The sequence below is a fragment of the Undibacterium sp. GrIS 1.8 genome (genome assembly GCF_040544445.1).
GTDB lineage: Bacteria > Pseudomonadota > Gammaproteobacteria > Burkholderiales > Burkholderiaceae_D > Undibacterium.
In genome coordinates this window covers 41,610-65,494 of the sequence record NZ_JBEONQ010000001.1, presented here as the reverse complement: position 1 = coordinate 65,494, position 23,885 = coordinate 41,610, and the positions used below count along the sequence as shown (strand labels likewise).

21 protein-coding genes and 1 pseudogene are annotated in these 23,885 nt (G+C 46.2%); 14 read left to right on the top strand and 8 right to left on the bottom strand.

What is annotated here, in order from left to right:
* Positions 1–31: 31 nt before the first annotated feature.
* Positions 32–871 carry a LytR/AlgR family response regulator transcription factor gene (locus AAKU64_RS00300; RefSeq protein WP_354329158.1) on the top strand — a complete coding sequence of 280 codons (840 nt, stop codon included), beginning with the start codon at positions 32–34 and terminating at the stop codon, positions 869–871.
* Positions 872–1,185: 314 nt separating this feature from the next.
* Here AAKU64_RS00300 and AAKU64_RS00295 read toward each other — a convergent pair whose 3' ends face one another.
* From AAKU64_RS00295 to AAKU64_RS00285, 3 genes are all read right to left on the bottom strand, one after another.
* Positions 1,186–1,797 carry a GNAT family N-acetyltransferase gene (locus AAKU64_RS00295; protein ID WP_354329157.1) on the bottom strand — a complete coding sequence of 204 codons (612 nt, stop codon included), beginning with the start codon at positions 1,795–1,797 and terminating at the stop codon, positions 1,186–1,188.
* A gap of 540 nt (positions 1,798–2,337) precedes the next feature.
* On the bottom strand, positions 2,338–2,856 hold the full coding sequence (locus AAKU64_RS00290; RefSeq protein ID WP_354329155.1) for a hypothetical protein: 519 nt from the start codon (positions 2,854–2,856) through the stop codon (positions 2,338–2,340).
* Between the two features lie 93 nt (positions 2,857–2,949).
* On the bottom strand, positions 2,950–3,312 hold the full coding sequence (locus AAKU64_RS00285) for a hypothetical protein (protein WP_354329153.1): 363 nt from the start codon (positions 3,310–3,312) through the stop codon (positions 2,950–2,952).
* A 235-nt stretch (positions 3,313–3,547) separates the two neighbouring features.
* Here AAKU64_RS00285 and AAKU64_RS00280 point away from each other — a divergent pair, with 235 nt between their 5' ends.
* Together AAKU64_RS00280 and AAKU64_RS00275 are read left to right on the top strand one after the other, a co-directional pair.
* Positions 3,548–3,985, top strand: a complete 438-nt coding sequence (locus tag AAKU64_RS00280; protein ID WP_354329151.1) for a hypothetical protein — start codon at positions 3,548–3,550, stop codon at positions 3,983–3,985.
* 238 nt (positions 3,986–4,223) lie between these two features.
* Positions 4,224–4,694, top strand: coding sequence for a nuclear transport factor 2 family protein (locus AAKU64_RS00275; protein ID WP_354329149.1), 471 nt, complete (start codon positions 4,224–4,226; stop codon positions 4,692–4,694).
* A 126-nt stretch (positions 4,695–4,820) separates the two neighbouring features.
* Here the strand turns inward: AAKU64_RS00275 and AAKU64_RS00270 are convergent, their stop codons facing one another.
* Positions 4,821–5,066 carry a DUF1161 domain-containing protein gene (locus AAKU64_RS00270; protein WP_354329147.1) on the bottom strand — a complete coding sequence of 82 codons (246 nt, stop codon included), beginning with the start codon at positions 5,064–5,066 and terminating at the stop codon, positions 4,821–4,823.
* 458 nt (positions 5,067–5,524) lie between these two features.
* Between AAKU64_RS00270 and AAKU64_RS00265 the strand changes: the two genes are divergently transcribed.
* A complete protein-coding gene (locus AAKU64_RS00265) occupies positions 5,525–7,735 on the top strand; it encodes an ATP-binding protein (protein ID WP_354329145.1) in 2,211 nt (736 codons plus the stop codon).
* Here AAKU64_RS00265 and AAKU64_RS00260 read toward each other — a convergent pair.
* Positions 7,727–8,947: a DUF1501 domain-containing protein gene (locus AAKU64_RS00260; protein WP_354329143.1), complete on the bottom strand. Its 1,221-nt coding sequence runs from the start codon at positions 8,945–8,947 to the stop codon at positions 7,727–7,729. The genes AAKU64_RS00265 and AAKU64_RS00260 overlap by 9 nt on opposite strands.
* Positions 8,948–9,050: 103 nt before the next feature.
* Positions 9,051–10,649, bottom strand: coding sequence for a DUF1800 domain-containing protein (locus AAKU64_RS00255; RefSeq protein WP_354360800.1), 1,599 nt, complete (start codon positions 10,647–10,649; stop codon positions 9,051–9,053).
* 319 nt (positions 10,650–10,968) lie between these two features.
* Between AAKU64_RS00255 and AAKU64_RS00250 the strand changes: the two genes are divergently transcribed.
* Both AAKU64_RS00250 and AAKU64_RS00245 read left to right on the top strand, forming a co-directional pair.
* Positions 10,969–12,108, top strand: coding sequence for a serine hydrolase domain-containing protein (locus AAKU64_RS00250; RefSeq protein ID WP_354329139.1), 1,140 nt, complete (start codon positions 10,969–10,971; stop codon positions 12,106–12,108).
* A gap of 169 nt (positions 12,109–12,277) precedes the next feature.
* Positions 12,278–12,880 (top strand): histidine phosphatase family protein, encoded by a 603-nt coding sequence (locus tag AAKU64_RS00245; protein WP_354360798.1) that lies wholly within the window; start codon positions 12,278–12,280, stop codon positions 12,878–12,880.
* A 10-nt stretch (positions 12,881–12,890) separates the two neighbouring features.
* Here AAKU64_RS00245 and AAKU64_RS00240 read toward each other — a convergent pair whose 3' ends face one another.
* Complete coding sequence (locus AAKU64_RS00240; protein WP_354329135.1) at positions 12,891–13,670, bottom strand: DUF2076 domain-containing protein; 780 nt, start codon at positions 13,668–13,670, stop codon at positions 12,891–12,893.
* A 157-nt stretch (positions 13,671–13,827) separates the two neighbouring features.
* A pseudogene (locus AAKU64_RS00235) lies at positions 13,828–14,484 on the bottom strand (ATP-binding protein); the annotation flags it as partial.
* A gap of 125 nt (positions 14,485–14,609) precedes the next feature.
* On the opposite strand from AAKU64_RS00235, the gene AAKU64_RS00230 reads away from it, so the two are divergent.
* From AAKU64_RS00230 to AAKU64_RS00195, 8 genes are all read left to right on the top strand, one after another.
* Positions 14,610–15,278 (top strand): TnsA endonuclease N-terminal domain-containing protein, encoded by a 669-nt coding sequence (locus AAKU64_RS00230; RefSeq protein WP_354360796.1) that lies wholly within the window; start codon positions 14,610–14,612, stop codon positions 15,276–15,278.
* A gap of 1 nt (position 15,279) precedes the next feature.
* A complete protein-coding gene (locus tag AAKU64_RS00225; RefSeq protein ID WP_354360794.1) occupies positions 15,280–17,208 on the top strand; it encodes a TnsB C-terminal domain-containing protein in 1,929 nt (642 codons plus the stop codon).
* Positions 17,205–18,092, top strand: a complete 888-nt coding sequence (locus AAKU64_RS00220; protein WP_354360792.1) for a TniB family NTP-binding protein — start codon at positions 17,205–17,207, stop codon at positions 18,090–18,092. Before AAKU64_RS00225 ends, AAKU64_RS00220 begins: the two co-directional genes overlap by 4 nt.
* Positions 18,070–19,182: a TniQ family protein gene (locus AAKU64_RS00215; protein ID WP_354360790.1), complete on the top strand. Its 1,113-nt coding sequence runs from the start codon at positions 18,070–18,072 to the stop codon at positions 19,180–19,182. The genes AAKU64_RS00220 and AAKU64_RS00215 overlap by 23 nt, the downstream gene beginning before the upstream one ends.
* On the top strand, positions 19,179–20,657 hold the full coding sequence (locus AAKU64_RS00210) for an RING finger protein (RefSeq protein WP_354360788.1): 1,479 nt from the start codon (positions 19,179–19,181) through the stop codon (positions 20,655–20,657). The genes AAKU64_RS00215 and AAKU64_RS00210 overlap by 4 nt, the downstream gene beginning before the upstream one ends.
* A gap of 128 nt (positions 20,658–20,785) precedes the next feature.
* The gene (locus AAKU64_RS00205; protein WP_354360786.1) at positions 20,786–21,217 is read left to right on the top strand and encodes a hypothetical protein; all 432 of its coding nucleotides are present in this window, start codon (positions 20,786–20,788) and stop codon (positions 21,215–21,217) included.
* Between the two features lie 374 nt (positions 21,218–21,591).
* Positions 21,592–22,548 (top strand): reverse transcriptase domain-containing protein, encoded by a 957-nt coding sequence (locus tag AAKU64_RS00200; RefSeq protein ID WP_354360784.1) that lies wholly within the window; start codon positions 21,592–21,594, stop codon positions 22,546–22,548.
* Positions 22,545–23,882: an AAA family ATPase gene (locus AAKU64_RS00195; protein WP_354360782.1), complete on the top strand. Its 1,338-nt coding sequence runs from the start codon at positions 22,545–22,547 to the stop codon at positions 23,880–23,882. The genes AAKU64_RS00200 and AAKU64_RS00195 overlap by 4 nt, the downstream gene beginning before the upstream one ends.
* Positions 23,883–23,885 lie beyond the last annotated feature (3 nt).

Here is a 23,885-nt window from a genome sequence, read left to right as displayed (position 1 = left end):
AAATTTTGACAGAATTTTTGTGAATCAAAAAATGACGAATCCAATCTCGACATCTTCGCCCCCTCTGACACCTCTCACCGCGCTCATCGTGGATGACGAACCTCCGATGCGCGATCAGTTACGCGCCAGATTGCGCGAAGTCTGGCCAGAGTTGCAGATCATCGCCGAGGCAGGCAACGGCATGGCGGCGGTCGAGCTGGCGAATTTACATCGTCCGGACATTATTTTTCTCGACATCCGCATGCCGGGACAAAGCGGGATTGAGGCCGCACGTGAACTGGTAGGGCAATCGCATATCGTATTCGTCACGGCCTACGATGAATATGCGGTGCAGGCGTTTGAACAAGGCGCTTTGGATTATTTACTCAAGCCAGTCGATGCAGACCGATTGCGCGCAACGTGCGAACGATTACAAAAGCGCTTGGCCTTGGCCGCACAAGCCACACCATCACAAGCGCCGCAAAACCCAACAAAGAATCTGGAACAAAACCAGCAGATCATGGATTTGCTGAGCCAGCTTGCGCAGCAAAAGCAAGCCAAGCGCGACTATCTGCGCTGGATACAAGCTAGCGTCGGCAGCAGTCTGCGTATGATCAGCACTCGGGAGATTTTGTTTTTTCAGTCCGACGAAAAATATACGCGGGTACAAACAGAAACCACCGAAGTGTTGATCCGAAAAACCCTCAAAGAGCTGGAGGATGAACTTGACCCGGATGAGTTCTGGCGCATCCACCGCTCGACCTTAGTACGGGTCGATGCGATTACCGAAGTGACGCGCGATTTCCGCGGACGGCAATTAATCCAACTAAAAAATCATCCAGAAAAACTAGAAGTCAGCCGCAACCATGCGCACCTTTTTCAGCAGATGTAGCGGGGACGGCTGTAACTACCCGAACTAGTTTGTTGAGGAAAAGAATCTAATTTTTAGACTGTCTACATTGATCGATATTAAGTAAAAGTACATATACTCCCCATTATTTTTTCGATAAATGCCACATTGTCCAATCAATATATGGACATAAGATAGATACTCACTTAGAGTATCTATCTTTGCCGAGGACGAAAAATTAAAGCTGAGATCGCTAACGTAGACTATGGCGGCGAATCCAGAGAATAGAAAGCTAGCAATAACTACTATCAATTTCATGCGCTGCCATGCTGGAGCAAATGCGGTTAAACCATGGGTTAAGCCAACGCATACCTTGCTTGAATTTTATCGGTTAGAGACGATTTAACCTCTAGCCACTCGTCATTCGTGATGCTGTAGAAAGCAGTATTTCTTGGCTTGCCATTGGGCTCAATTTTGTCCTTCCTTTGAATACCTTCGAAAATGGCGCCGATTTTTTCCAGAGCTTTGCGCGATCTGGTGTTATCAGCCTTTGCCCTGAACTGGACGCGATTCGCCAAAAGATGCTCAAAACAATACTGAAGCAATAGAAACTTGCACTCCAAGTTAACGCCTGTTCCCCAATATGCGGTATCAATCCAAGTGATGCCGACCTCTAGTTTTTTATCCAGCGAGTGGATTTCTAGGAGCCTCGTCGTCCCGATGATTCGCGAATCAATCAAATCAACAATCAAAAATGGATATGCTTTGCCAGCGTTACGATCACTTAATGCTGCGTTGAAGTTCGGATAAAAAATCTCTGGATTCGAGTAATCAACCGACGTTTGCTTCCAAATTTCCGGGTTGCAGGCAACTTTAAAAAGTTCGTCAAGTTGATCTGCTTCAAGAGGGCAAAGCTCCACCTTTTCACCGAGTAGATGAACGGGGTGTTGTATCCATGTGTTGGTCAAAATGATTATCCTCTGGTCTAACGTGTTTTAATTTTCATGTTGCAATGATAATCGACCGAATAAAAATAGGAAGCTCGCTTTTACCGAGCCAAGCGGGGGGGCATGGGCTTAAGCTCCTATGCACTATAACGATATAGCCATGATAAGGCTCAGGAAAAAAGCCACGCTGCGGCGAGCCCGAGTGCGCAGCCCATAGCGAGGACACCGACAATAATGGCTAATCTGTAGGGAGACCGTTCAACGCGACTGGCCCACGCATCGATTGGATCGATCAACTTCATGGGGCGGTATCGCAATAGCCACTCGACTGCTATGGCGAGGGGGATCGGCAATGCAACAAAAGCCAGCCAACCGATAAATGAAGTCGGATAGTGAGGGAACGACAGAACGATGTGGGCGGGTACCGAGATCAAACTAATGACAACGTACAAGATAGCCAAGCGGGCGAGACGCTTCAAAGGGGGTCTAACGTTTAACATGAGAGGTGTGCTTTATTGCGGCGTCTTGATTGAATGGTTAGCAACTCATTACGTGAGAGCGCTAGCCACATAGGCTGTCGATGTATTGCGAGAATGACGGGTATGCGGCGTTCGCTCGCGCAAGGACAGCCTGCGCCTTCATTGCGGCGACTTTTGAATTCATGCGCGCAAATTCAGTGAATTGAGGATTGGGCTTAGGATCTAGCTCTGGATATGCAATAGCTTCAAGGGGTCCAATACCGTCCGCTAGAAGCCACAGGTACTCGTCTAGGTTTGTAGCGACAATACCTCGGTCTCCCTCGGACCCAAGGAAAACTACGGGTTGTTCTTCGAGTACCGTTTCTGAAAGTGTGAACCACAGTGCCACGTAGCCGCCGGTTCCGTCTTGTCCAAATACGCGAAACTGAGATCCATCGACCGTTGAATTACCAGTCCATGTTTTGAACCAATTCAAGGTCTCCTCAGAAGATAAGAACGATTGATAGGGCTCAAAGTCTATTCCTTCGCCATCGTTATAGTCGAACGCCAACTCGTGGAGTTTCGCCAGTATGGTCGGAAGGGTTGTGCTCCATATGTTCATACTGACTCCGTGCAAGGTTCACGCTGTATAACGCATGGGTGAGTGGATGACCGCGTACGAAATTTAAAATACTGAACCGCATCACGGTCGGTCCTATCGACTACCTTTTATGCGGTCAAGATCGGCTCTGATAGTGTCGCGCCGGGCGAATGTTATGAACTCATTTTCTTTCGGATTCGCTTCCCAGAATTGGATGATAGCTACCGGAAGTAGTTCGCGTGGGACTTGAATCTCAAGAGGAACGCTCCAAGTCGAAAAACTTGGATCACCAAATCCGATGAGACAACCGCCTTTCACTAAACCTTCTATCACTTTTTCCAATGTTTTCTTATCAGGCGCTACTCGCAAACCTCCAAAGCTACCATTCTGAATATTCCAAAGAAAGACGAGGTCACTACTCGCTTCTTCAAGCAAGTTTTCAATCCAACTTTCGATGTGCGCAGGCGTGTGGGTCATGAGGGATAACGTGACTTAATTTTTATTTTGTAATGATACCCGACAGAATAAGGACAGGATGCTTGTTCTACATCTCATGAAACCCTCATGAACGTGAGCTGTACTTGGTTGTGCCGATTAAATACCCAGTGAAACCAAATACCTTAAGCCAATCCCACGCTCTTGATGTATGGTTTCTGGCGCAAGCAAACAAATCCGCCAAGATAAGATGAAATGCTTGGCAGGATTTGTTACCATGCAGCTATCCCCATATCTGATCGGTGCTGCGATGTCACTTCGTTCCTCTCTTTGCCTCGGCGTTTGCGCTTTGACTTTGCTGGCGGGTTGCGATCGCCTTGGGCTACCTGATCCCGCTAAAGAGGCCGCCGCCAAAGAGGCCGATGGCCGTGCCACTGGCGGCGCATGTCGTCATTCTGGCCGTGCGCTGGAAGATTGTTATGTGCTTAATCCCGAGGCGTCCAGGTCTGCTGTGTATGCCGGTTGGAAAGAGATGAGTGACTACATGCGCGAAAATAAAATTGACACCGTCAAGCCAGAGAAGGTAGACGCAGAGGCGCATGCCAAGATGGAAGCGGGTGCAAGTGCCTCGGCCAGCGCACCTTCCGCCAGCGCATCGGCATCGGACAGTGCTAGCGAAAGTGCTAGTGCCAAAGGCAAATCCGCCAAGCATTAAGTGGTGGTCGGTGGAATAAACCTGATTTGCCGACACGGCATGATTGCTGGTGATGCATCAAAATATTTATCTACGTAAAATAGATACTCCTATACAGTATTTTAAGGTGTCCATATAATCATTGGTCAGTAAGGCGATTTCTGTAAAATAAAGGGGGAGTATATAAAATTCACCCCATGAATCATGACCAAGGATGTAGTCAAACCAGCCGTGCCCTGATCCGCTAAAAGGAAATCCCATGCATCCGAATGCCCAATTAATCACCCAGTTTTATACCGCCTTCCAGCGTCTGGATGCCGAAGCGATGGCGGCTTGCTATGCCGCTGACGTGATTTTTTCTGATCCGGTTTTCCCTTCTTTGCAGGGTGCAGAGGCGGCGGATATGTGGCGCATGCTAACTAGCAAAGCGCAGAATTTTTCTGTCGTGTTTGACGGTATCTCAGCCGACGATCAGCGCGGGCAGGCGCATTGGGTGGCAACTTACACGTTCTCGCAAACTGGTAACACAGTGATCAATGATATTCATGCCAGCTTTGCTCTCCGCGATGGCAAAATCGTACAGCACACAGATCAGTTTGATTTATGGAAATGGTCGCGCCAGGCTTTGGGTTTGAAAGGCTGGTTACTGGGCTGGACGCCGCTGGTGAAAAATGCCGTGCAAGCCCAGGCTGCCAAAGGCTTGGCGATTTTCCGTGGCAAGCGCAGCTAATTGAGCTGAACTAGCGTAGATATCTGGCAGCCCGATTTGTCGGTGTAGAAGTCAGGACTTACGCAAAACCGTCCCAATTGCGTAAGTCCTAAAAAGTTTGTTTTGCAAACCGGCTTACCTGAGACGCTATTCCATGACGTCAGCTTTGTGAGATTTTTGGTAAATGATTTTTTTACGTCCACCGTCACAGCTTGCGACCACTCGGTTTTTGGTTTCTGTATCTGCACTGACTACTTGCAGCCTATAGTTTTTAACCCCTTTCCCCTCCAGCTTTGCTTCAATCTTTTCTTTGATTTCTGCACAAGGTGTGATGGCTGCCATGCCAGAGGCAGAAACCAACGTCAGGCTGCTTGCTAAGATAAGTTTTTTCATTGAACACGCTCCTTGTAATTGTCAGGATTTGGGCAACATTGTTTTTGTGATGTTGCGCAAGCCCCATGTGGATGGATCTGTGATTTTAACTCTTGCCCTCAGTGCAACAATGGCACATAAATCTGGCTGCGACAATCACTTGTGATTATTTGTGATTATTTGTGATTATTCATGATGCTTAGATGGTAAAAACGTATCATTTCTACCTATTAGGATTTTGTGGAAGTACTGCCTGTTTCTAACCCTTCTAAAAAATGAGCGCTCGCTTGATACCGATAAGTGACGGGTGCTTGATGTGCAGTTGATGTGCCGGCGACAGTCCGTTGATACTCATTATTATCGGTTCATCCACTGTTTTTACTATTCATGCTGACTATCCAATCTGAATCCGCATGAGTCGGTGTACGATAGCGAAAGTCGATGATAAATTTTTGTGCTGCCAGGATAAAACCATTCGAATGAAAAGTAACGGAAAACAGACCAGTCGTTTGGCTGCCGCACTTGGCATTTTTCTGGTGCTGACGATTATCGTTTCTGCCGTTGCCTCCATCTGGGTATTGCGCGGTCAAGAGGTTGAGAAATGGCAAAAGCAGACCGAGGCATTCAGCCTGATGCTGGCCGAAAATACGGCCCAGCAAATGGGCACTGCCTACCTCGCTTTAGATAATGTGGTTGAGCGGATACAGGACCGCTGGACTATCGATTCTGAGTATTTAAATACCCATGTCAACACACTGGAGTTTCATCAAGTATTGGCTGAAAAAAAGAAGTTGTCGCCGCAGATCGATGTGATTTTTATACTTGATGCTGATGGTAATTTGATTGCCAATTCACGTAGTTTCCCCTCCGTTACAATCAACGGTGCCGATCGCGATTATTTTGTCGCACAAAAAAATGACGCTAGTCTTAAAGAGTACGTCAGTACCTCCACACGCAATAAAGCCACTGGTCAATGGACATTTTTTATCAGTCGTCGCTTAACGGGCAGCGATGGCGAGTTTATTGGTATCGCTGCTATTGGTGTGTCGCCCTCCTTTTATTCCAGTTTTTACGAAAAAATTAGTATCGGTGGCCGTGCCGCGGTGACTTTGTTCCGCGATGATTTTACCTTTCTGACACGTTGGCCAGAGCGTGATGATCTGATGGGTAAGCGCAGCCTGACGGGTAGCACCTACCAGTTAGTACATGATCAAAAAAAGAAATCCGGTGTGATCATTACCAATACTGAACGAATGGCAGACGGTGGAAAGCCTCTGATGCGTATGGCGGCGATCCAGACACTGGATAAATATCCTTTGATCATTAATTTTTCGATTGAGGAAGAGCTTTATCTCACAGACTGGCGCCGCACCAGCGGCGTGATTGTTACCGTAGCTTTGGGCGGTGTGATCGCGGTCATCATGGCGTTTACTTTATTGCTTAGTTTGTTAAAACGGCGCGAAATTGATTTAGAAATTACCAAAGAATTAAAGCGTCAGGCCGAAGTGATCAACCGTAATCAAGCGACTTTATTACAAGATCTGACGCAGCAAAAAAGGGAGTTAAAAGAGTCGTCTGACCGCTTTCTGGCGGTATTTCAAAACGCAGCCGATGGCATCATCATGGTCGATGAGAACGGTAATATTGAAACCTCCAATCCAGCTGCTTTAGCGATGTATGGGTATGATCCTGAAGATGTCGTTGGCAAGCACGGAGAGTTTTTTGCGCCGCCTGATAGTAAGGATTTGATGGCGCTGGCGATGAGTTATCCAGAGTTTGTGAGTTCAGGGATGATTTATCTGGAGGCCGAGCGCATGCGTAAAGATGGCAGCTTATTTCCGGCGGAATTATCAATCAGTGAGTATCAGCTATCGGGACATCGCAAACTGATCGTCATCGTGCGTGACATCAGCGAGCGACGCAAGATGGAGAAGATGAAGAGTGAATTTATCTCTACCGTCAGCCATGAGTTGCGCACACCGCTAACCTCGATACGCGGCTCGTTAAGTTTGCTGCTAGGCGGCGTGGTTGGTGCCATTCCAGAAAAAGCGCAGATGCTAATTACGATTGCACATAAAAATAGTGAGAGCCTGACGCGCTTAATTAATGATTTATTAGATAGCCAAAAAATCGAAGCGGGCAAAATGGATTTTTCTTTCCAGACTTTGCCATTACGTGACTTATTAACCAGCGCGGTACAAACCAACCAGGCATTTGCTCAAAACTTGGGCGTGCGGATTGCGCTGAGCGAAGAGATTCCAGCGGTATCGGTCAATGTAGACGAGGGACGGTTTCAGCAAGTGATGGCTAATCTATTGTCAAACGCCTGTAAATATTCACCCAAGGGCGCGGATGTAAAACTCCTGGTGAAGTTATCTGCGGTGAATAAAGTGCGGGTAGAAGTGATCGATCAGGGTAGCGGTATTCCTGAAGATTTCCGCGAGCGGATTTTTCAAAAATTCTCGCAGGCAGATTCTTCTGATACCCGTGCCAAAGGTGGCACGGGACTGGGTCTGGCGATCACCCAGGCGATCATGCATCAAATGCATGGCGAGATCGGATATGAAGGCCAGCACGCAGAAGCGGGGACATGTTTTTATATTGAATTACCGATCTCGTCCTTGGCTTTGCCATCGCCCATGTCACCTTCGTCAAACTCACCACCAACTGCCGATCCAGCATCAGACTAAGCCGATATTACGTGCTTTGACGCCGGCAAATACATGATCCAACTGGCTGGCATTCAAGCCGTAAATACCTGCGAATAATCCGCCTAAGACGGCACGATATTCATTCAATACGGGGTAATCGCGGTTTTGGAATAATTTGGGTTGTTCCAGCTGAATTTGCTCACCGGCGACCTGGCCGCCTTTGATGCCACCGCCCAATACCCAGTACACACTGCCATGGCCATGATCGGTGCCGCGCTTGCCGTTTTCGCGGAAAGTACGACCAAATTCACTTAGCACCACCACCGTCGTATTGCGCCAAGCGTCGCCCATTTCTTGCTGATACGCGACCAGTCCGCGCCCCAGCTCATCAAACTTGCTGGCTAATGTGCCGCTGGCACCGCCTTGATTGACGTGGGTATCCCAACCACCGACATCGACAAAGCCGAGAGCATATTTTTCTCGCATCATTTTGGCGATGCGTCTTGCTTCCAGTTCAAAGCCCTTGGTCGAGATTGCATTGCGGTTAGCTGAATTCATCTCTTCTTGCATCTCGCGCGAGACTTCTTCGCGCACCGCAAAGCCTTCGGTGACTTGCTGCGCCAGACCGGTCTGGCTATACATTTGCGTAATGATTTTACTCTGGCGATTATCCACATTCGACTTGCCGGGCGACCTTAGCGACGTGTTGGCAATACGCGCCTTGCCTTGCATAACGATCGGTAATTGATCGGTGAATGACATTGCTGGCGCACCATTCAACACATCTGCCAGACGGTTTAAAAAACCCGAATGAAAATTACGTGTACCAACCAAAGGCTGCCCCAGTTCTATGCTGTCCTGAGTTTCAAAATGGCTGCGCGAGAGATCATCCGTACCCGCAAATGGGATAAAGGCGGCTTCTCCTTTTTGATATAAAGGATAAATGCTGTCGCGCAAAGCCGGGTGCAAGCCCCAGTCCGCATTCAGTTCCAATGCTGCATTGAGTTCTGTACTGATGCCCGTAGTATTTCCTGAACTGCTTCCACTCATCGGACGGGCGATGGCGATATTGGGACGCGCTTCGTAATAAAAATTACTCGATGTCGGGATCAATAAGTTACTGGCATCGTAACCTCCACGCAAAAATACAATGAGTAAGCGGTTTTGGGTGGCTGGTGCGGCAAACAGGCTGCTACTGATACTGGTGGCAGACAGTGCGGCAAATGCTTTGAGTAGATCACGACGGTTCATGATAATTCCTTTGTACTGGTGTGCTGATATCGGTCGGCTACGTTATTTGGACTGCGCACCCGACAAATTTTTTGTCAATCGTGTAGTGAAACCGTGTAGCAAATCACCGACGCATCATCTCTGGAGATGCCAGAAAAAACGCGTTCCATTCTTGTGGCGAATTGGCTTGCATCAATGCTTGTTGCGTTCCCACGCTGAAGCTATTCGCCCAATTTTTGACATAAGGTGAGTTAACTAATGCAGGTTGCGGCGGGCGCGGCGGTGCCGCTTGATTATCTATTTTGAATAAGCCAGGATTGTTGTTTGCCAGCGATTTTGCGACATCAAAACGCATGGTCATTTGCCCCGGGCTGGCCCAAGCGCTTTCTTGCATGGAATAGCCATCGGGGGTTTGCCGACCATTAGTCTGCTGCCCCAGCATATTGAGCCAATTCAGCATCGGGCCAGTGTTCATGATGGGATTGCCGTCGTAAGCCATGCGTATTGAAGAGACGACATAATGCATAGGGTCTTTAAACTTATTCCCCAGCGAGGCGATAAATTCTGGCGACTCAAACATACTGCGCAAGACTGCTGGAATATTGCCATCAGTTTGTAAAAACCGTTGCGCCATTTTGGATACCAGAGCATCGGACGGTGTATCCGAGACAAAATAAATCGCAAGTTTGCGGCTGATAAATTGCGCCGTTGCAGGCTGGCGACTGAGCAAGGTGATGACTTCATCCAACTCTGGTAAGCCGCGACCATGCACGACTTTGTTAAGTATTTTTTTATCGCCAAAATCGTGGCGCTGTGGGTTAAATTCAAAAATGCCATTGCGTACATACAGTCGTTGCAATTCAGCCTTCATCTTCGGTGTGTCCGGATTTTGGTTGACCCCAAATCCAGTAAGCACTCGCGCAAGTTCTTGCACATCGCCTTGGGAGTAGCCGCTGCCGACACCCATGGTGTGCAGCTCCATCAACTCTCTGGCGTAGTTTTCGTTGATACGATTGACCGCATTTTGATCATTATCTAGATAACGCAACATCGCCGGATGCAATACCGTGGCGCGTAATAAATCATGGAAATTGCCCAAAGCATTGGGCCGAATCGCACGCTCTTCAAAGTCGCCCAACAAGGCGCGTTCGTTGGCTTTGCCGTTATGAATATTAAAATGATTCATCCAAAACCAGCTCATCTGTTCTTGCAATTGGTTTTGTGAATACACTGCGCGCAATAGCGATCTGGTTGCGGCCTCTTTCGCCAGACGGGATAATTCTTGTTGGTAATCTTTGCCTAGCGTGTCGTCAATACCCTTTTGTTTTTCTGCGGTGATACGACGGGTTTCCAGATCTTGCATTAACTGGTCAAAAGGCCGCTGGGTAATCGTCATACTATCAATTTGTGCCTGTATTGCTGGCGGCAAGATGGCAACACGGCCACGCAATTGCTGGTCAAGGTAACGATCCATGCCCGCCGCGCGCAATTCTTGTGAGGAGGAGGCATTGGCGCCCCAGGTAATGCGGTTGAGTAGTTTGTCTGGATCTACGTGTGCCGCTTCCAGCACATGACTTACGGGGGCGTTATTAACTTGAGTGGTTTGGTTTTGCGGCGTATTCGCGCAGCTTGCCAGTAATAATAGTGAGCCTAAGCCGGCGATGTTGGTGATGTTAGCGAGCTTGATCCCGTAGCGCGCCAGAGTGAGAGAATTTGTTGTCATGATCGACCTTCGTAAATCGATAATCAGATGAAATTAAACTGATGTGAACTTGCTACCCGCCCGCTTTGCAGTATTTGCGTCTGGTATAGAAAGCGACTTTGCCGTCTAGTTACAACGCAGCACAAGGAAAAAAGTTATCATGGTTTTTTCGCTGAATCTGCAAATTTAGTAACAGGCTGTAACTCGGCTGCAACTCGGCTGTAACTCAGTTGTGGTTCAGTTGTGGCTCGGTTGTGGCTAGGCTAGGGCGGTTTGCGTAAGTCCTGATGACGTAACATAGCAGCCGCCAGTTGATCTTTTAATCTTGTCTGGAGTCGCCATGTCAGGTCTGATGAAGTCCCGAAAAAAGCTTTTTTTAGTCACAAGCATATGCGTTAGCGCTTTATTATCTTTGTCGTCGGTCTCTCCTTTATCTTTGGCAGCGCCCAATACCGCATCTGATCCAGCCCTAAATCCCGGGCTTGAGGCCGCAGTCAGCAAATTAGAGGCCGACGGATTTAAGGGCTTGGTATTAGCTGCGCACGGCGATCAGGTCTTGTTAGAGAAAGTCGTCGGCGAGCCGCAAACCGGGCAGCCTGCCTTGAGTAAAGATAGCGTGTTTCGATATGCCTCGATTACCAAGCTATTCACCTCGGTCATGGTGATGCAGCAGGTGGATGCCGGTAAGCTGGCGTTGGATATGCCGCTCGGCAAATTCTGGCCGGATTTCCCCAACGAGGCAGCGCGGGCAATCACCCTCCGGCAGTTTATGTTGCACATGTCTGGCTTGCCTAATCCAGATAAGTTACCGCAGTTTTATTTTGCCCGTACGCCAGCATCCGGTGACATGCAACTGAGCGCTACGACGGTCTGCGCCGCGCCTTTGCAGCGCGCGCCGGGCGAAGCATTTGATTACAATAATTGCGATTTTATCGTCTTAGGTGCACTGCTAGAAAAAGTCACTGGCATCAAATATCAAAAGTTATTGCAGCAAAAGATATTCAATCCCGCCAAAATGACCCATTCCGGTATGTACAGTCCGCCAAATTACGACGATCTAAGCCATGTGCATGGCATCGTCAGCGGCAATCCAGAAATCCCCATCAACTTTGCCAGCTACGGTGCCGCAGGCGCGACTTTTGGGACGTTGCGGGATTTATTGGCTTTTGATCAGGCCTTTAGCCGGGGTAGGTTATTCTCCCCAGCCAGCCGGGCTGAGATGGTGAAACCGAATGCCGTTGGCGGCGCTTTGGGCGTCTGGTCTTATCCATTTTCTGCCAAGGCGGATAAACCCGCCAGCATGATCGTCGAGCGCCAAGGCTGGATAGGTGGCATCCGCACACTCAATTTGATAGACATCAAAAACGAAGCTTACCTGATCATGATCAGCACCAACGGCGATGTCGATTTAAGCCAGACCTGGGCCAACAAAGGTCCGGCGGCAGGCTTGTTGCAGGCGACTTTGCTGGCGATTCCATAATTGGGTAAAAACAGAGCAGATGAATATACTCCCCTTATTTTTTTGTAAAATTGGCTTATTGTCCAGACTTTATATGGATAGTATAAATATACCTATAGGGAGTATATTTTTTGATATAGAGATTTATTGACAGATTTTGATTCAAAACCAGATTATTAGAGAACCACCGATGAAGCGATTACTCCTAATTTTGACACTCTTTTTCGCAGGTAATGCCTGTTGCCAAACCAATGAGCCAGCTCCGCAGCCAACTCAAAAGCTTGCAGCTAAGTTAGCAACTAAGTTAGCTAGCCCCGACTATTTATTAATGATGCGTCATACCAGAGCGCCCGGCGTCGGTGATCCTGCCAATTTCAAGCTGGGCGATTGTAAGACGCAAAGAAACCTCAGCGATGAAGGTATCACCCAGGCAAAAAGAATTGGTCAGTGGTTAAAACAGCAGGGCATACAAACTGCGGCGGTGTATGCGAGTCCTTGGTGCCGGACAAACGATACGGCGCGTCTATTGGGTTTTGGACCAGTCACACCAGAAAACGCGCTGGCATCGACTTTTGAAGAGAAGAATAGTGCGGCCTTAGCGCCCAGTGATTTACCGACGTTTATTCAAAGCGCGATCAAAACCAAAGGCTCAAAAGCGTTGATTCTGGTCACGCATCAAGTCAATATCTCGGCGTATTCTGGGGTAGATACCGCCGCCGGTGAGATGGTATTAATTAAGCTGGATCAAAACGGGAAAATGCTTTCCCGCGAGGTTTATCCGAGACCTGATTAAGCGCTCCAGCTTAAATATCATCCAAGATATCAGCACCAGCGTTGTCGTCCATGCTGCTGATATCGTCAATTCCGCTGGCATCGGCCAAACTGTTGCTGTCATGGTTGCTGCTATTGCTGTTATCGGCAGCAGTTTTATCTTCACTAAAGGAATTCGGGATTAATCCGCTGTCAGCATTACTGAGGCTGGCTGCCGGGTTGGTTTCTCGGTTCGTTCCTGCATTCATTCCGTGATGGTTGCCAACTAAATTCTCTATTCCCTGAAACAAAAACGCGCCTGCTGCAACACCAGCAGCAGTTGCCGCAACGGTACCCAGCATATTGCCGGCATTGCCGCCGAAGAAGCCTGAACTTGGCGCAGATGCCATCGGATTCGCAAATGCGGGTGCCAGAGCTGGCGCGGTCGGGTTTGCCAGCGGCGTTCCGTTTGTTCCGCTGGTCCCATTGATGGAGGTAGTTGCTGACGGCGAGCTGGTCGGTGAGTTTATTGGGGGACTACTGACGCTATTGCCCCAGGCCGTATTGGTGGCTTGCAAAAATCCACCGGCAGTATTGCCACGCGTGGCTTTGAGTTCCGCGTTTTCCGCTTGTAACTGCGCGATCTGGCTTTGCGCGTTGGTCACCGCTTGTTCCAGCAACAAACTGCGCTGCACCAACAAATAAGCCGCATCCGGCTGGCGTGCAGTGGCATCGGCAATCATGCTTTGTGCCTGCTGATCCTTATTCAAGGCCTGGGTTTGCACCAGTTGCGTTAAAAAAGTTTGCAATAATTGAATTTCGCTGGGGGACATGAATTGCTCCTTGGAGAGGTGTGCGCAGGGTAATAGAGTAAATGCGGTGCATACGATGAGACTTATCTTGCTGCGAAGGGGCGCATTTCAAGGGACAAGCCTGAATTCACTGTTTCCAGCCAGTTCTTAATTCGCCCCCAACGTTCTTCAGCGATCTTCAGCGCTCTTTTAAAGCCCTGCGATACTGGATCGCCTCAGCAACATGTGGCTGACCTATTTGCGCGACGTTGGCAAGATCGGCAATCGTACGCGCTACTTTTAGCACCCGATGGTAGGCACGCGCTGACCAGTTAAGTTTGATCATGGCATTTCGCAACAGTTGTTCGGCAGCTTGGTCGGGCTGACAATACTGATCAATCTCTGTCGTCGATAAATGGTTGTTGGTTTTGCCTTGGCGCACAATTTGCCGCTCAAAAGCCGCCTCAACCCGCGCATGAATTGCGGCAGTCGTTTCGCCATCCGCTTGTTTCAATAAATCCTGATGAGGCAATGCACCGACCTGGATTTGCATATCGATACGATCCAATAAAGGACCAGAAATTTTGTCCTGATAACGAGCGATATTGTCCGGTGTGCAGCGGCATTTGCCATTGGCATGTCCAAAGTATCCGCATGGGCAGGGATTCATCGCAGCGATGAGTTGGAACTTAGCCGGAAAATCCGCTTGTCGCGCCGCGCGTGAAATCGTGATATGACCAGACTCCAGCGGCTCACGCAAGACCTCTAAAACACGACGGTCAAACTCAGGCAGCTCGTCTAAAAATAAAACACCGCGATGAGCGAGCGAGATTTCTCCGGGGCGCGGGACGCCACCTCTGTTAATTACAATAAAAATAGCGACTGAAACATTTGACTTTACTAGTATAAAGTAACATTATTAACATCAGAAATCACGACTGAATTATATTTAAAAGAGCTACTAACTTTTTGAAACATGAAATGATACGACTAGATTTAAAACTCCCTGTTAGAGAGATAAAGACAAGCAGACGGTCTTTAACTGGGCGAGTCTCTTTATTAGGCGGTGGAAATGCTACGTTTGAGTCTTCGTTAGAACGTGACTGGCTGATCTCGTTAGATTTTGATCCATCGATCCAGTTAGTTCGAGAGCAACCTTTTTCTCTTTTTTACAAATTCGAAACTTCAACGCGCCGCTATACTCCGGACGTACTTGTTGAGCAAGTTTCTCCGTGTGGAAATATTTTTACGATAGTTTATGAAGTCAAGCCGAGAGACGAATTAATAAAAGATTGGCAGTTGTATAAGCCAAGGTTTAAAGCGGCAGTTAACTATTGCCGTGCTAAAGGTTGGCGCTTCAAAATAGTAACGGAGAAGGAAATTCGTACTCCTTTCGTTCGTAATGCGAAGTTCTTGCGTAGATATCGTCACTTACCTGTGCAACAACTAGTCGGTGACCAGCTTCGCTATACTCTTAGAGCACTTGGGGAAACAACACCACAAGCGTTACTTGCTGCCGCCTATTTGACCAATGAGTTACAAATGACGGCTGTTCCCGAGTTATGGCGTCTTATCGCTTCCAGAAAAATTGCTGCACTGTTGGATGATAATTTAACGATGTCATCAGCAATTTGGTTACCAGGAGACTGACTTGGCTGGAATTTCAAAATCTTTTTTTAAAGCTGAACCAGGTCAACTAGTTGAATCAGATGGAGAGCTTTTTAAAATCACTCACCTTATGTCAATTAGCAGCGTTTTGGCCGTTAATATAAAAACAAATGAAAGTGTCCGACTTCATGTCGAGAATTTAGTGCCAATTTCTCCCACTGAAGTAACTGAAAAAAAATATGAGGAGCGCCTGCATCCTGATCTTGCCTTATTCAGCGATGACGAATGGGCCGAGGCACAGCGTCGCTTTCAAGCAATCAAACCCTTGTTACAAAATCCTATTCGTACAAGGGAAGATGCAGAGACAATTGCGACGAAGCACAAGATTCATCCTGCTACCCTTTATAAATGGTTGAAACTTTATCAAGATGCAGGACACGTTTCGTCTTTAGTACCAACAAAAAGAGGACGTAAGACTGGAACGAAGCTATTGGCGAGTGAGCAGGAAAAAATTATTGAATCTGCGATTGAAGATATTTACTTAAGTAAACAACGTCACAAACCTCAGGACGTTATTGAAGAAGTCCTCCGACGGAGTCGACTGGCGAAAATACCTCCTCCGCATCCGAATACCGTTCGGAATCGATTGGCTGTCCTAAGTCCAGCTAATACTTTGCGCCGTAGGGGTTTTAAAGAAGCAGCAAGAAACAAATACGCGCCAATTTTGGGGCAATTCCCTGGAGCGGACTATCCGTTTTCAGTCGTTCAAATTGATCATACTGAAGCAGACATAATTCTTGTAGACGAAGCGCATCGCAAGCCTATTGGGCGCCCTTGGTTAACGCTTGCTATCGATGTTTACAGCCGAATGATTGCTGGGATTTACATCACATTTGAAAAACCAAGCGCTACCTCTGTGGGAATGTGTTTAGCTCAGGCTATCTGTCCCAAACGTGAATATTTAGCTGAAGTTGAGGTCGGGGGTGAATGGAGTGTCTGGGGAGTAATGGGAACGGTACACACTGACAATGCGAAAGAGTTCAGAGGTACGGTATTAGAGAGAGCATGCGAGGAGTATTTTATTGATTTGCAGTGGCGGCCAGTTATGCTCCCTCATTTTGGTGGCCATGTAGAACGTCTAATGGGGACGATGGCTAACGAAATTCGTAAATTGCCGGGAACGACCTTCTCTAATCCAACTCAGCGAAAAGGTTATGATTCTGAAGGCATGTCGGCTTTGACAATTAAAGAATTTGAGCGCCACATCGTTGAATTTATAGTTAACGTTTATCACCAGAGAGTACATTCTCAAATAGGAATGTCTCCTAAGCAAAAGTGGGAGCTAGGAGTACTTGGTGACGCTAATTCCAGTGGGACGGGAGTCATGCCAATTCCTGCGGATCCACTGAGAATTAGATTAGATTTTATGCCTTTCTTTGAGCGGTCTGTTCAGCAATATGGCATACAAATCGACGGAATTTCCTATTACGATAAAGTGTTAGATCCTTACATTAATGCAGCAGACCCAGATAATCCAAAAGCTAAACGAAGCTTTTTAATCCGGCGAGATCCGCGAGATATCAGTAAGGTCTATTTCCTTGATCCTGTAGACCAACGCTACGTTCCATTGCCATATCGAAATATTGGATATCCAGCGATGAGTGCTTGGGAATTAAGAGAGGTTCAGCAAACGTTAAAGACCCAAGGTATGCGTAACGTAGATGAACATATGATTTTTGAAGCGTTAGACCGCATGCGAGTTCGAATTGAAGAGGCGAAACAAAAGACAAAAGCAGCTCGTCGACAGCAAACTCGTATTCCTTTACCCAAGCTGCCAGTGGTAGTGTTTTCAAAAATCCATTCACCAGCAGATAAATCTATGAATCAAAATGAGCGAAATTTCGGAATGGCCGAAGATGATCCCTTTGCGCAACCGATAAAGCCATTTGATGAAATTTCAATTATTCGATGAACACATTTGAGCATTTGGATGCGCAAGTAGCCGACGCGCTAACACTTCCTAATCTTGATAGATTGGAGTTTTGTCGATCAGATAGATGGATGGGTTACACGCGCGCTGCTCAAATTCTAAAGCAGCTTGATCAACTATTGATTTATCCCAAAACACTACGAATGCCGAACCTTTTGATAGTCGGAAGAAGCGGTAACGGGAAAAGCTCAATTCTTGAGAGATTTGCACATCGTCACCCTGTACAGATAACAGAGACCGGCAGTCCCATCGCTCCATTATTGCAAATACAAATGCCCGATACACCGAATGAAACCGAATTTTGGTCAACTATACTTTGGGCATTGAGTATTTCTCACAGAGAAAAAGATCCTGTCTCTATAAAGAAGCGCCAAGCAAAGTCAGCTTTGCAATATGCGTCTGTAAGATTATTAATCATTGACGAGTTTAATAATCTTGCAAACGCTGGGAAAAAAGCACCTGATCTTTTAGCCGCTATAAAAGGGTTAAGTAACGAATTGAAGTTATCGGTAGTTGCAGCGGGAACTCAAGCAGCTATTAACGCTTTGAATTCTGATCCTCAAATGAAATCTAGATTTGAACCAGCAGCACTTGATCGCTGGAGACTAGACAGCGAATATCTTCGATTTCTTGCCAGCTATGAGAAGCTTCTTCCTTTGGCTGAACCTTCTGGACTCGCTTCTCGAGAGATTGCACCAACGATTTATGGAATGGCAGGAGAGACTATAGGTGCAACTGTAAAACTCTTGAAGTCTGCAGCGTGCTATGCAATTGAATCCAAAAGAGAGCGTATTGACGAGCATATACTCAGGAACTTGAATTGGACAAAGCCTGGTGAGTGGGATGATGTTGCCCGTAGGTTGTAATTCTATCAAACCGTGGACGTTCAGAGTTGCGGCCAAAAGCGATGAGTTACTTAGCTCGTATCTTGCGCGCGTAGCATATGCACATGGAGCAACCCCTTACCGTTTTTATTCTTTCCACTTACCATGTAGAGCTATCTGGTCCAGAGATATCGATCGTAGCGCATCAGAACAGTTAATTTCCGATATCGCAAAACTTTCAAGCTTAGAGCCTCATCAGATTTTATCGATGACCTTATGTCAGTTTGAATCGGTGTTTAAACCATTGAACGCCATTAATTCTCAAAATAAAGCAGGTGTGTGTCCATGGATAAATACCGTTGGCATATTTCATCGATACCGCACTGGTTATGGTGTGCAGTACTGTCCTTTTTGTCTTCATGATGACATGACTTTTAAAAAAGTATGGAGATTATCGTTCGCTACCGTTTGCGCCATCCATAACTGCTCTTTAACTGATTGTTGCCCGCACTGTGATAAACAAATCATTTTTCATCGGACAGACTCTTTTTACCCAACCTGCCATTTCTGTGGCGGCATTCTAACGATCCCTTCCCCTAAATTAGTAGGTGACGTTGATTTCCAAAAACGTAAAGAATTTCAATCTACACTTCTTCAAATTAGTTTGGGGAGCAGCATTAGAATACTTGATAGAGAAATTAATTCTTCTGATTTCTTCGCTGGGTTATCAATTTTGATGAGTACGACCAAAGCTTCGTTACGTTTACATAAGGAAAACACGGGATTGTCGGCCATATTAAAAAATTGTTCGGGGAAAAGAATTGAACAATTGAGGATCGACCAACGCACCCAGCAATGCCTTATCTTGGATGAGATACTTTTTGACTGGCCTAATCAATTTCTTAAACTTGCAGAGTTATTGCGGATGACTCAATTATCCTTTGATCGCCGCAAAGTTTTTCCGGAGTGGCTGAATATTGTCTTCGAATTAATGCCTAAGGGGGTGAGTCGATACCGAAAAAATGTTCCATTCGCAGTGTGTCGACAACTTGAGGATATTCAAAGGGTAAAGTTAGATGGCTGGCGAACTGAACGAGCAAAAGTACTAATCACCGCGGCAATAACATCATGAGTATTGATTTAAAACACGGTAGATATTGCGACGAATGCGGTAGGACAATACAAAAAGCAAAACGAGTTTTTGAAGGTAAGGACTACTGCTCGTCATGTTACCCAATTGTTTTTGTGAAAAGTGTTTGCACTTCATGCGGCGGCTCAGCAAGGATGCACCGTTTCTCTAAAAATACTCCTTTGTGCTCTCTTTGTACTCGTATAGGACGCGTTTGCGCTCGCTGTGAAAAGCCCGTGTTGAAAGCTGGATTAATTTATTCTGGCAAGGCTATATGTCCATCTTGCGTCCCTCATTTTAGGGCGCAATTAGCATGCTCCTCTTGCGGATGTTTAAGTACTAGGTTATCTGCTATGCCATCAATGGGTATAGAGGATAAAATTTGCGATTCGTGCCGCAATAAATTTACACATAAAACATGTTGTGTATGTAGAAAGTTTCGCAAAGTTGAATTTATTAGCGAGAAAAATAGGCCATTTTGTGCTTCTTGTGTTCCTGGGAAAGAGCTTTCACATTCATGTCCTGACTGCAACATGGAGGTTCAGGGAAATGGTTTTTCACGTTGCAGAGCGTGTTTGAATTGGAATCAAATTTCTCACGAAGCAAACATGTTTCAACACGTGTTAACTCGCGAGTGGGCAAAAAATATTTTCTTGGGATTCGGAAATTGGTTTCATCAACGAGATCCAGCAAAGCCTAATTTAGTTAAAAATTTTAGAAATCATCAATTATTTTTTGAACGACTTGATGCCACATTTATTTCTTTAGATGAAATAAATTCGAAATCGTTATTACAGTTTTTTGGTACAGCTGTTCTCCGAAAGCATTTGATAGTAATGCAATATTTTTCTGAGGAAATTGGCATTGAGTTATCTAAAGAAGCCAAATTAGACAGCGCTGAAAGAGGGCGGATTGGCAACATATTGCAGCAGAGTAAAAAATTTTCTTGGAACAAGATACTTGAGCATTATTCTAATTGGCTAGAACAATCCGGCGCCGCTGTTCGCACACATAGACTTTACTTATCAAGTGCAGCATCTTTTTGTAAACATGCAAATCTGTCAAATCAGCCATGGACTGAGGATATTATTCGTCAATTTCTACAACAAAACCCAGGATTGAGAGCCAATCTTTTTAAGTTTGTAGGATATTGCAAACGTTCTTACGGTTGGGATGTATATGTTCCACCCCGATCAGAAAATGCGAATTTAGATGCGGTTACAAAAACCGTTTCAGATTTGAGAAAACTATTTTTGAAAGTTGCTAAGGAGGGTGTTGACTTTGTCGACAAAGGGACACTTGCTAGGATTATTTCGAAGTCTTTTGGATTTCCGCTGAAGGATTTGATGAATTTATCACCAGATCAATTTAGAAACGGACATGAAGGCTTAGTTTTTAATTTTATGAATGAATCCATACTTGTACCATCCGGGTTAGAGGAGATAGTCAGTGTTTATATTAGGCGTCTTTCGCCTTGAGATTCTTGTAGAAAGTTAGCATACGGATTTTCTTGCTTAACATTCTCATGTGGCCCCAAATCTTATTTTTCATTGATTAGTTCAATATTTTTAATCTGGGATACACTAATATTTTGTATGGAGGCAATATGGAACATAGCAGCAAAAAATTCTGGATTGTGACTCTCGGTACTTTAGCTCTAATACCCCTGATTTTGATGATGCCTGGCGTATATGACTCTATGCCAACTAGAGTAGGTATTATGATGGGTATCGGCCCTTTAGCACTTCTTGCGGGAGGTGCAAGTTCGGTTAGTTCATGGCAAAAGTCATCGTTCTTTTGCGGATTAGCGTTGATCATGCTCGGTATAGGCTTCTTCGCCTTACAAGGTGGATTTGCCACTATTGCTAAGATTGCTGAAACAAACGGACGGTTTTCAAAGGAAGACGTGAAATTCTGGTCTGAAGGTATAGAGCTTTGGATTTATTCTGTTCCAGTAATCAGTATTGGCATCGGTATAAATGTAGTTTCTGCTTACATTAGTTCTGAGCGACCCAGCTTGGACGGTAATACTAATTGATGATTTCAATGGCTGACAACTTGTGAGTGTAAGCGTTCATCTCTTCAGTTTGTTCTAATCGAAGGCATTTTTGGGGAACAATTGGCCATTGTCGGGCATAAATAAACGTTGTACCGGCGGACATTCAAACTATTGGGAATAAGGGCCGATTTCCCGACTATGTGATGCTTGTCTATATATCCAACTGTGGTAGAATTTCCGGATACCAGCGACTAGGAGCAGCTCCAGTCTAATGTCTGGTCCCTAGGGCGATTTATTAACTTACGCATGCCCGGTCGCTGGCTCAGCCCGACCGGGCGTTTCGTATTATCCGCACAAACTTGCAGTTGAATGTGTAGTACTCGCATTGCGTAAATTTTGAGGGTAACTGCTCAATGAATCCACGGCCGCTGCATCAGCTGTTCGATGCGATGTATCGCGATAAGTATCGATTTGAAGAGTTCTTGACGCTAAAGCCCGAAGAGCACTACAGTCCCGTCCGCTGGAAAAATCGAACCATATACAAGCCCTCGCCAACACTGAAGGAATTTCACAATTTTCTCAATGGCTTCCTCCTTGAGTCCCTTCCTGTGGACAACTCAGTTTCGTTTGCTTATCGTAAAGGGGCAACCCTTCTTCAAGCCGTTTTACCTCATGCTCAGAGCCGCGCTTTCTATCAGACAGATTTTGAACAGTTCTTCGAAAGTATCACTTCGAATCTGATCCGATCGATCCTTAGTCGAGCTAACACTCCTGTCTCGAATCTAGCCGAGCATATCGACCATATCCTTGGCCTCCTAACCATTAACGGCAAGCTGCCGATTGGCTATTCGACATCTCCGATACTGAGTAACGCTTGTTTGCTTGGATTCGATAAGCGCTTAGCTGCCCTAAGTAACGCGCGAAAATGGGTGTACACCCGCTACGCTGATGACATCATCCTTTCCGCGGAAGATCGTCTAGCAATTGAAGGTGCTAGCCACATAGTTGAAGATTGCCTTAAAACTGAGCTTGGAGACGGTTTTACACTCAACCAAAGCAAAACCAAACTTACCACCGTCGGAAGAAAGGTAAAGCTTCTTGGCTTCGTCATTTTGCCTACTGGCAGTATCGTCATCGATCGTGTTGTTAGAAATAGGATTGAGTCTTGGCTCCATTTTTATGTGACAGATCGGTCTCGTTTGGCGAAGATATTTGTAGAAGAGCGAGGCGAAAGAATGGAAGATGGTTTGCAAAGGCTTAGTGGGCTAATTAGTTATGTATATTCAGCGGACTTGGCCTATCTGGAAAAACTGAGAATGAAGTTCGGGAGTACTGTTATTGATAGTTTTCTCCATAGGTCCACTCAATGACTCGTCTACAAGTGACCCTCGAATCGATTCAGCACGTAACTAGCCTGGCATTGGATCTTGATCTCTCCCTCCCCGGATTGGTTTGCATGGTGGGACGAAACGGCACCGGCAAAACAACCCTAGTCCGAGCACTCCGCAATCTCACCAATGCCGATACTTTTATCAGGACCGCAACCCCCTACGCATTTTCTCCCGCGAGCCGAATCACTTATATCGTAGATGGAACCCGGGTGGTGTTCGAATATGACGAAAAAATTCGTTCGTTGAACTGCAAGGGAGTTATACCGTTCGAGCTACGAAATCTTATTGCAGCCGAGCTGCCGATGCCACACGGTACTCGATTTAATTACTTCAAGAGCGCTAGCGAGGCGGATTTGGACATCCGCAAGGCGATCATTCTTGGAAATCATAATCATCCTGAGGAACTCATTTCCTTCCTTGCAGCTATGTATGGCTCGACACGCTATTCGAACATGGTGGAGGTTTCAGTTAAAGGAAAGAGTTATTACGCCATCGTCAAGAGTAACGGACTGTATATCCGAGAAGACTACCTAAGCTCTGGGGAATATTTCCTTATAAACCTATATCGAACCATCAAAGATTCCGCTCAACTTATCGTTATTGATGAAATAGATATTTCCCTTGATTCGGCAGCTCAGGCAAATTTGGCGGGATGGATAAGAGCTTTCAGTGCACTTTATAAATGTAAGATTCTATTTACAACGCACTCGCTCGCCCTGATGCAACAGCTTGAAACCAGTGAGCTCTTTTACATTGATGAGAGAGGCGGACACATTTCTATAACCCCTAGATCCTATAGCTACGCGAAAGCGCGTCTATTCGGATTTTCAGGATGGGACAGATACATTCTTACTGAGGACGAGGTGCTTCTTGGCTTTATTGAGGCATTAATAGAAAAATTTTGCCCGAATAGCTTCTTCCGTTACAAAGTTATTTTCATTGGAGGTGGAACACAGGTCGTTGCTCTAATGAAGCACAACGAGCAAGAGCAATTCTTATCTTCACCGGAAAAAACCATTGCTATTCTCGACGGGGACCAAAAAAACGAGAAATTTACTTGTTATCCTGGCGTCCACTTGATACCCATTGATAGTGTTGAAAAGGCCATTTATGCAGACAGTCGCTCGAACGCCGAATTCCCTTTTATAACCGATAGGGCCGATTTCACTGGCCCCAAAGATTTTCACAACTATCTCAAGCAAAAAAAGATAGCAACGCAGAAACAAATCTTCGAGTACTTGATTAGCAGAAACGACGAAGCGCTTCAAAACATAGTCGGTGTGCTTCGCAATTTTCTTACCCCTACCGTCTAATAT

Excerpts from the sequence above, each read along its gene's own strand:
- AAKU64_RS00300 (WP_354329158.1), top strand. The coding sequence starts at position 32 with ATGACGAATCCAATCTCGACATCTTCGCCCCCTCTGACACCTCTCACC.
- AAKU64_RS00290 (WP_354329155.1), bottom strand. The coding sequence starts at position 2,856 with ATGAACATATGGAGCACAACCCTTCCGACCATACTGGCGAAACTCCAC.
- AAKU64_RS00285 (WP_354329153.1), bottom strand. The coding sequence starts at position 3,312 with ATGACCCACACGCCTGCGCACATCGAAAGTTGGATTGAAAACTTGCTT.
- AAKU64_RS00280 (WP_354329151.1), top strand. The coding sequence starts at position 3,548 with ATGCAGCTATCCCCATATCTGATCGGTGCTGCGATGTCACTTCGTTCC.
- AAKU64_RS00275 (WP_354329149.1), top strand. The coding sequence starts at position 4,224 with ATGCATCCGAATGCCCAATTAATCACCCAGTTTTATACCGCCTTCCAG.
- AAKU64_RS00270 (WP_354329147.1), bottom strand. The coding sequence starts at position 5,066 with ATGAAAAAACTTATCTTAGCAAGCAGCCTGACGTTGGTTTCTGCCTCT.
- AAKU64_RS00265 (WP_354329145.1), top strand. The coding sequence starts at position 5,525 with ATGAAAAGTAACGGAAAACAGACCAGTCGTTTGGCTGCCGCACTTGGC.
- AAKU64_RS00260 (WP_354329143.1), bottom strand. The coding sequence starts at position 8,947 with ATGAACCGTCGTGATCTACTCAAAGCATTTGCCGCACTGTCTGCCACC.
- AAKU64_RS00255 (WP_354360800.1), bottom strand. The coding sequence starts at position 10,649 with ATGACAACAAATTCTCTCACTCTGGCGCGCTACGGGATCAAGCTCGCT.
- AAKU64_RS00250 (WP_354329139.1), top strand. The coding sequence starts at position 10,969 with ATGTCAGGTCTGATGAAGTCCCGAAAAAAGCTTTTTTTAGTCACAAGC.
- AAKU64_RS00245 (WP_354360798.1), top strand. The coding sequence starts at position 12,278 with ATGAAGCGATTACTCCTAATTTTGACACTCTTTTTCGCAGGTAATGCC.
- AAKU64_RS00240 (WP_354329135.1), bottom strand. The coding sequence starts at position 13,670 with ATGTCCCCCAGCGAAATTCAATTATTGCAAACTTTTTTAACGCAACTG.
- AAKU64_RS00230 (WP_354360796.1), top strand. The coding sequence starts at position 14,610 with ATGATACGACTAGATTTAAAACTCCCTGTTAGAGAGATAAAGACAAGC.
- AAKU64_RS00220 (WP_354360792.1), top strand. The coding sequence starts at position 17,205 with ATGAACACATTTGAGCATTTGGATGCGCAAGTAGCCGACGCGCTAACA.
- AAKU64_RS00215 (WP_354360790.1), top strand. The coding sequence starts at position 18,070 with ATGATGTTGCCCGTAGGTTGTAATTCTATCAAACCGTGGACGTTCAGA.
- AAKU64_RS00210 (WP_354360788.1), top strand. The coding sequence starts at position 19,179 with ATGAGTATTGATTTAAAACACGGTAGATATTGCGACGAATGCGGTAGG.
- AAKU64_RS00205 (WP_354360786.1), top strand. The coding sequence starts at position 20,786 with ATGGAACATAGCAGCAAAAAATTCTGGATTGTGACTCTCGGTACTTTA.
- AAKU64_RS00200 (WP_354360784.1), top strand. The coding sequence starts at position 21,592 with ATGAATCCACGGCCGCTGCATCAGCTGTTCGATGCGATGTATCGCGAT.
- AAKU64_RS00195 (WP_354360782.1), top strand. The coding sequence starts at position 22,545 with ATGACTCGTCTACAAGTGACCCTCGAATCGATTCAGCACGTAACTAGC.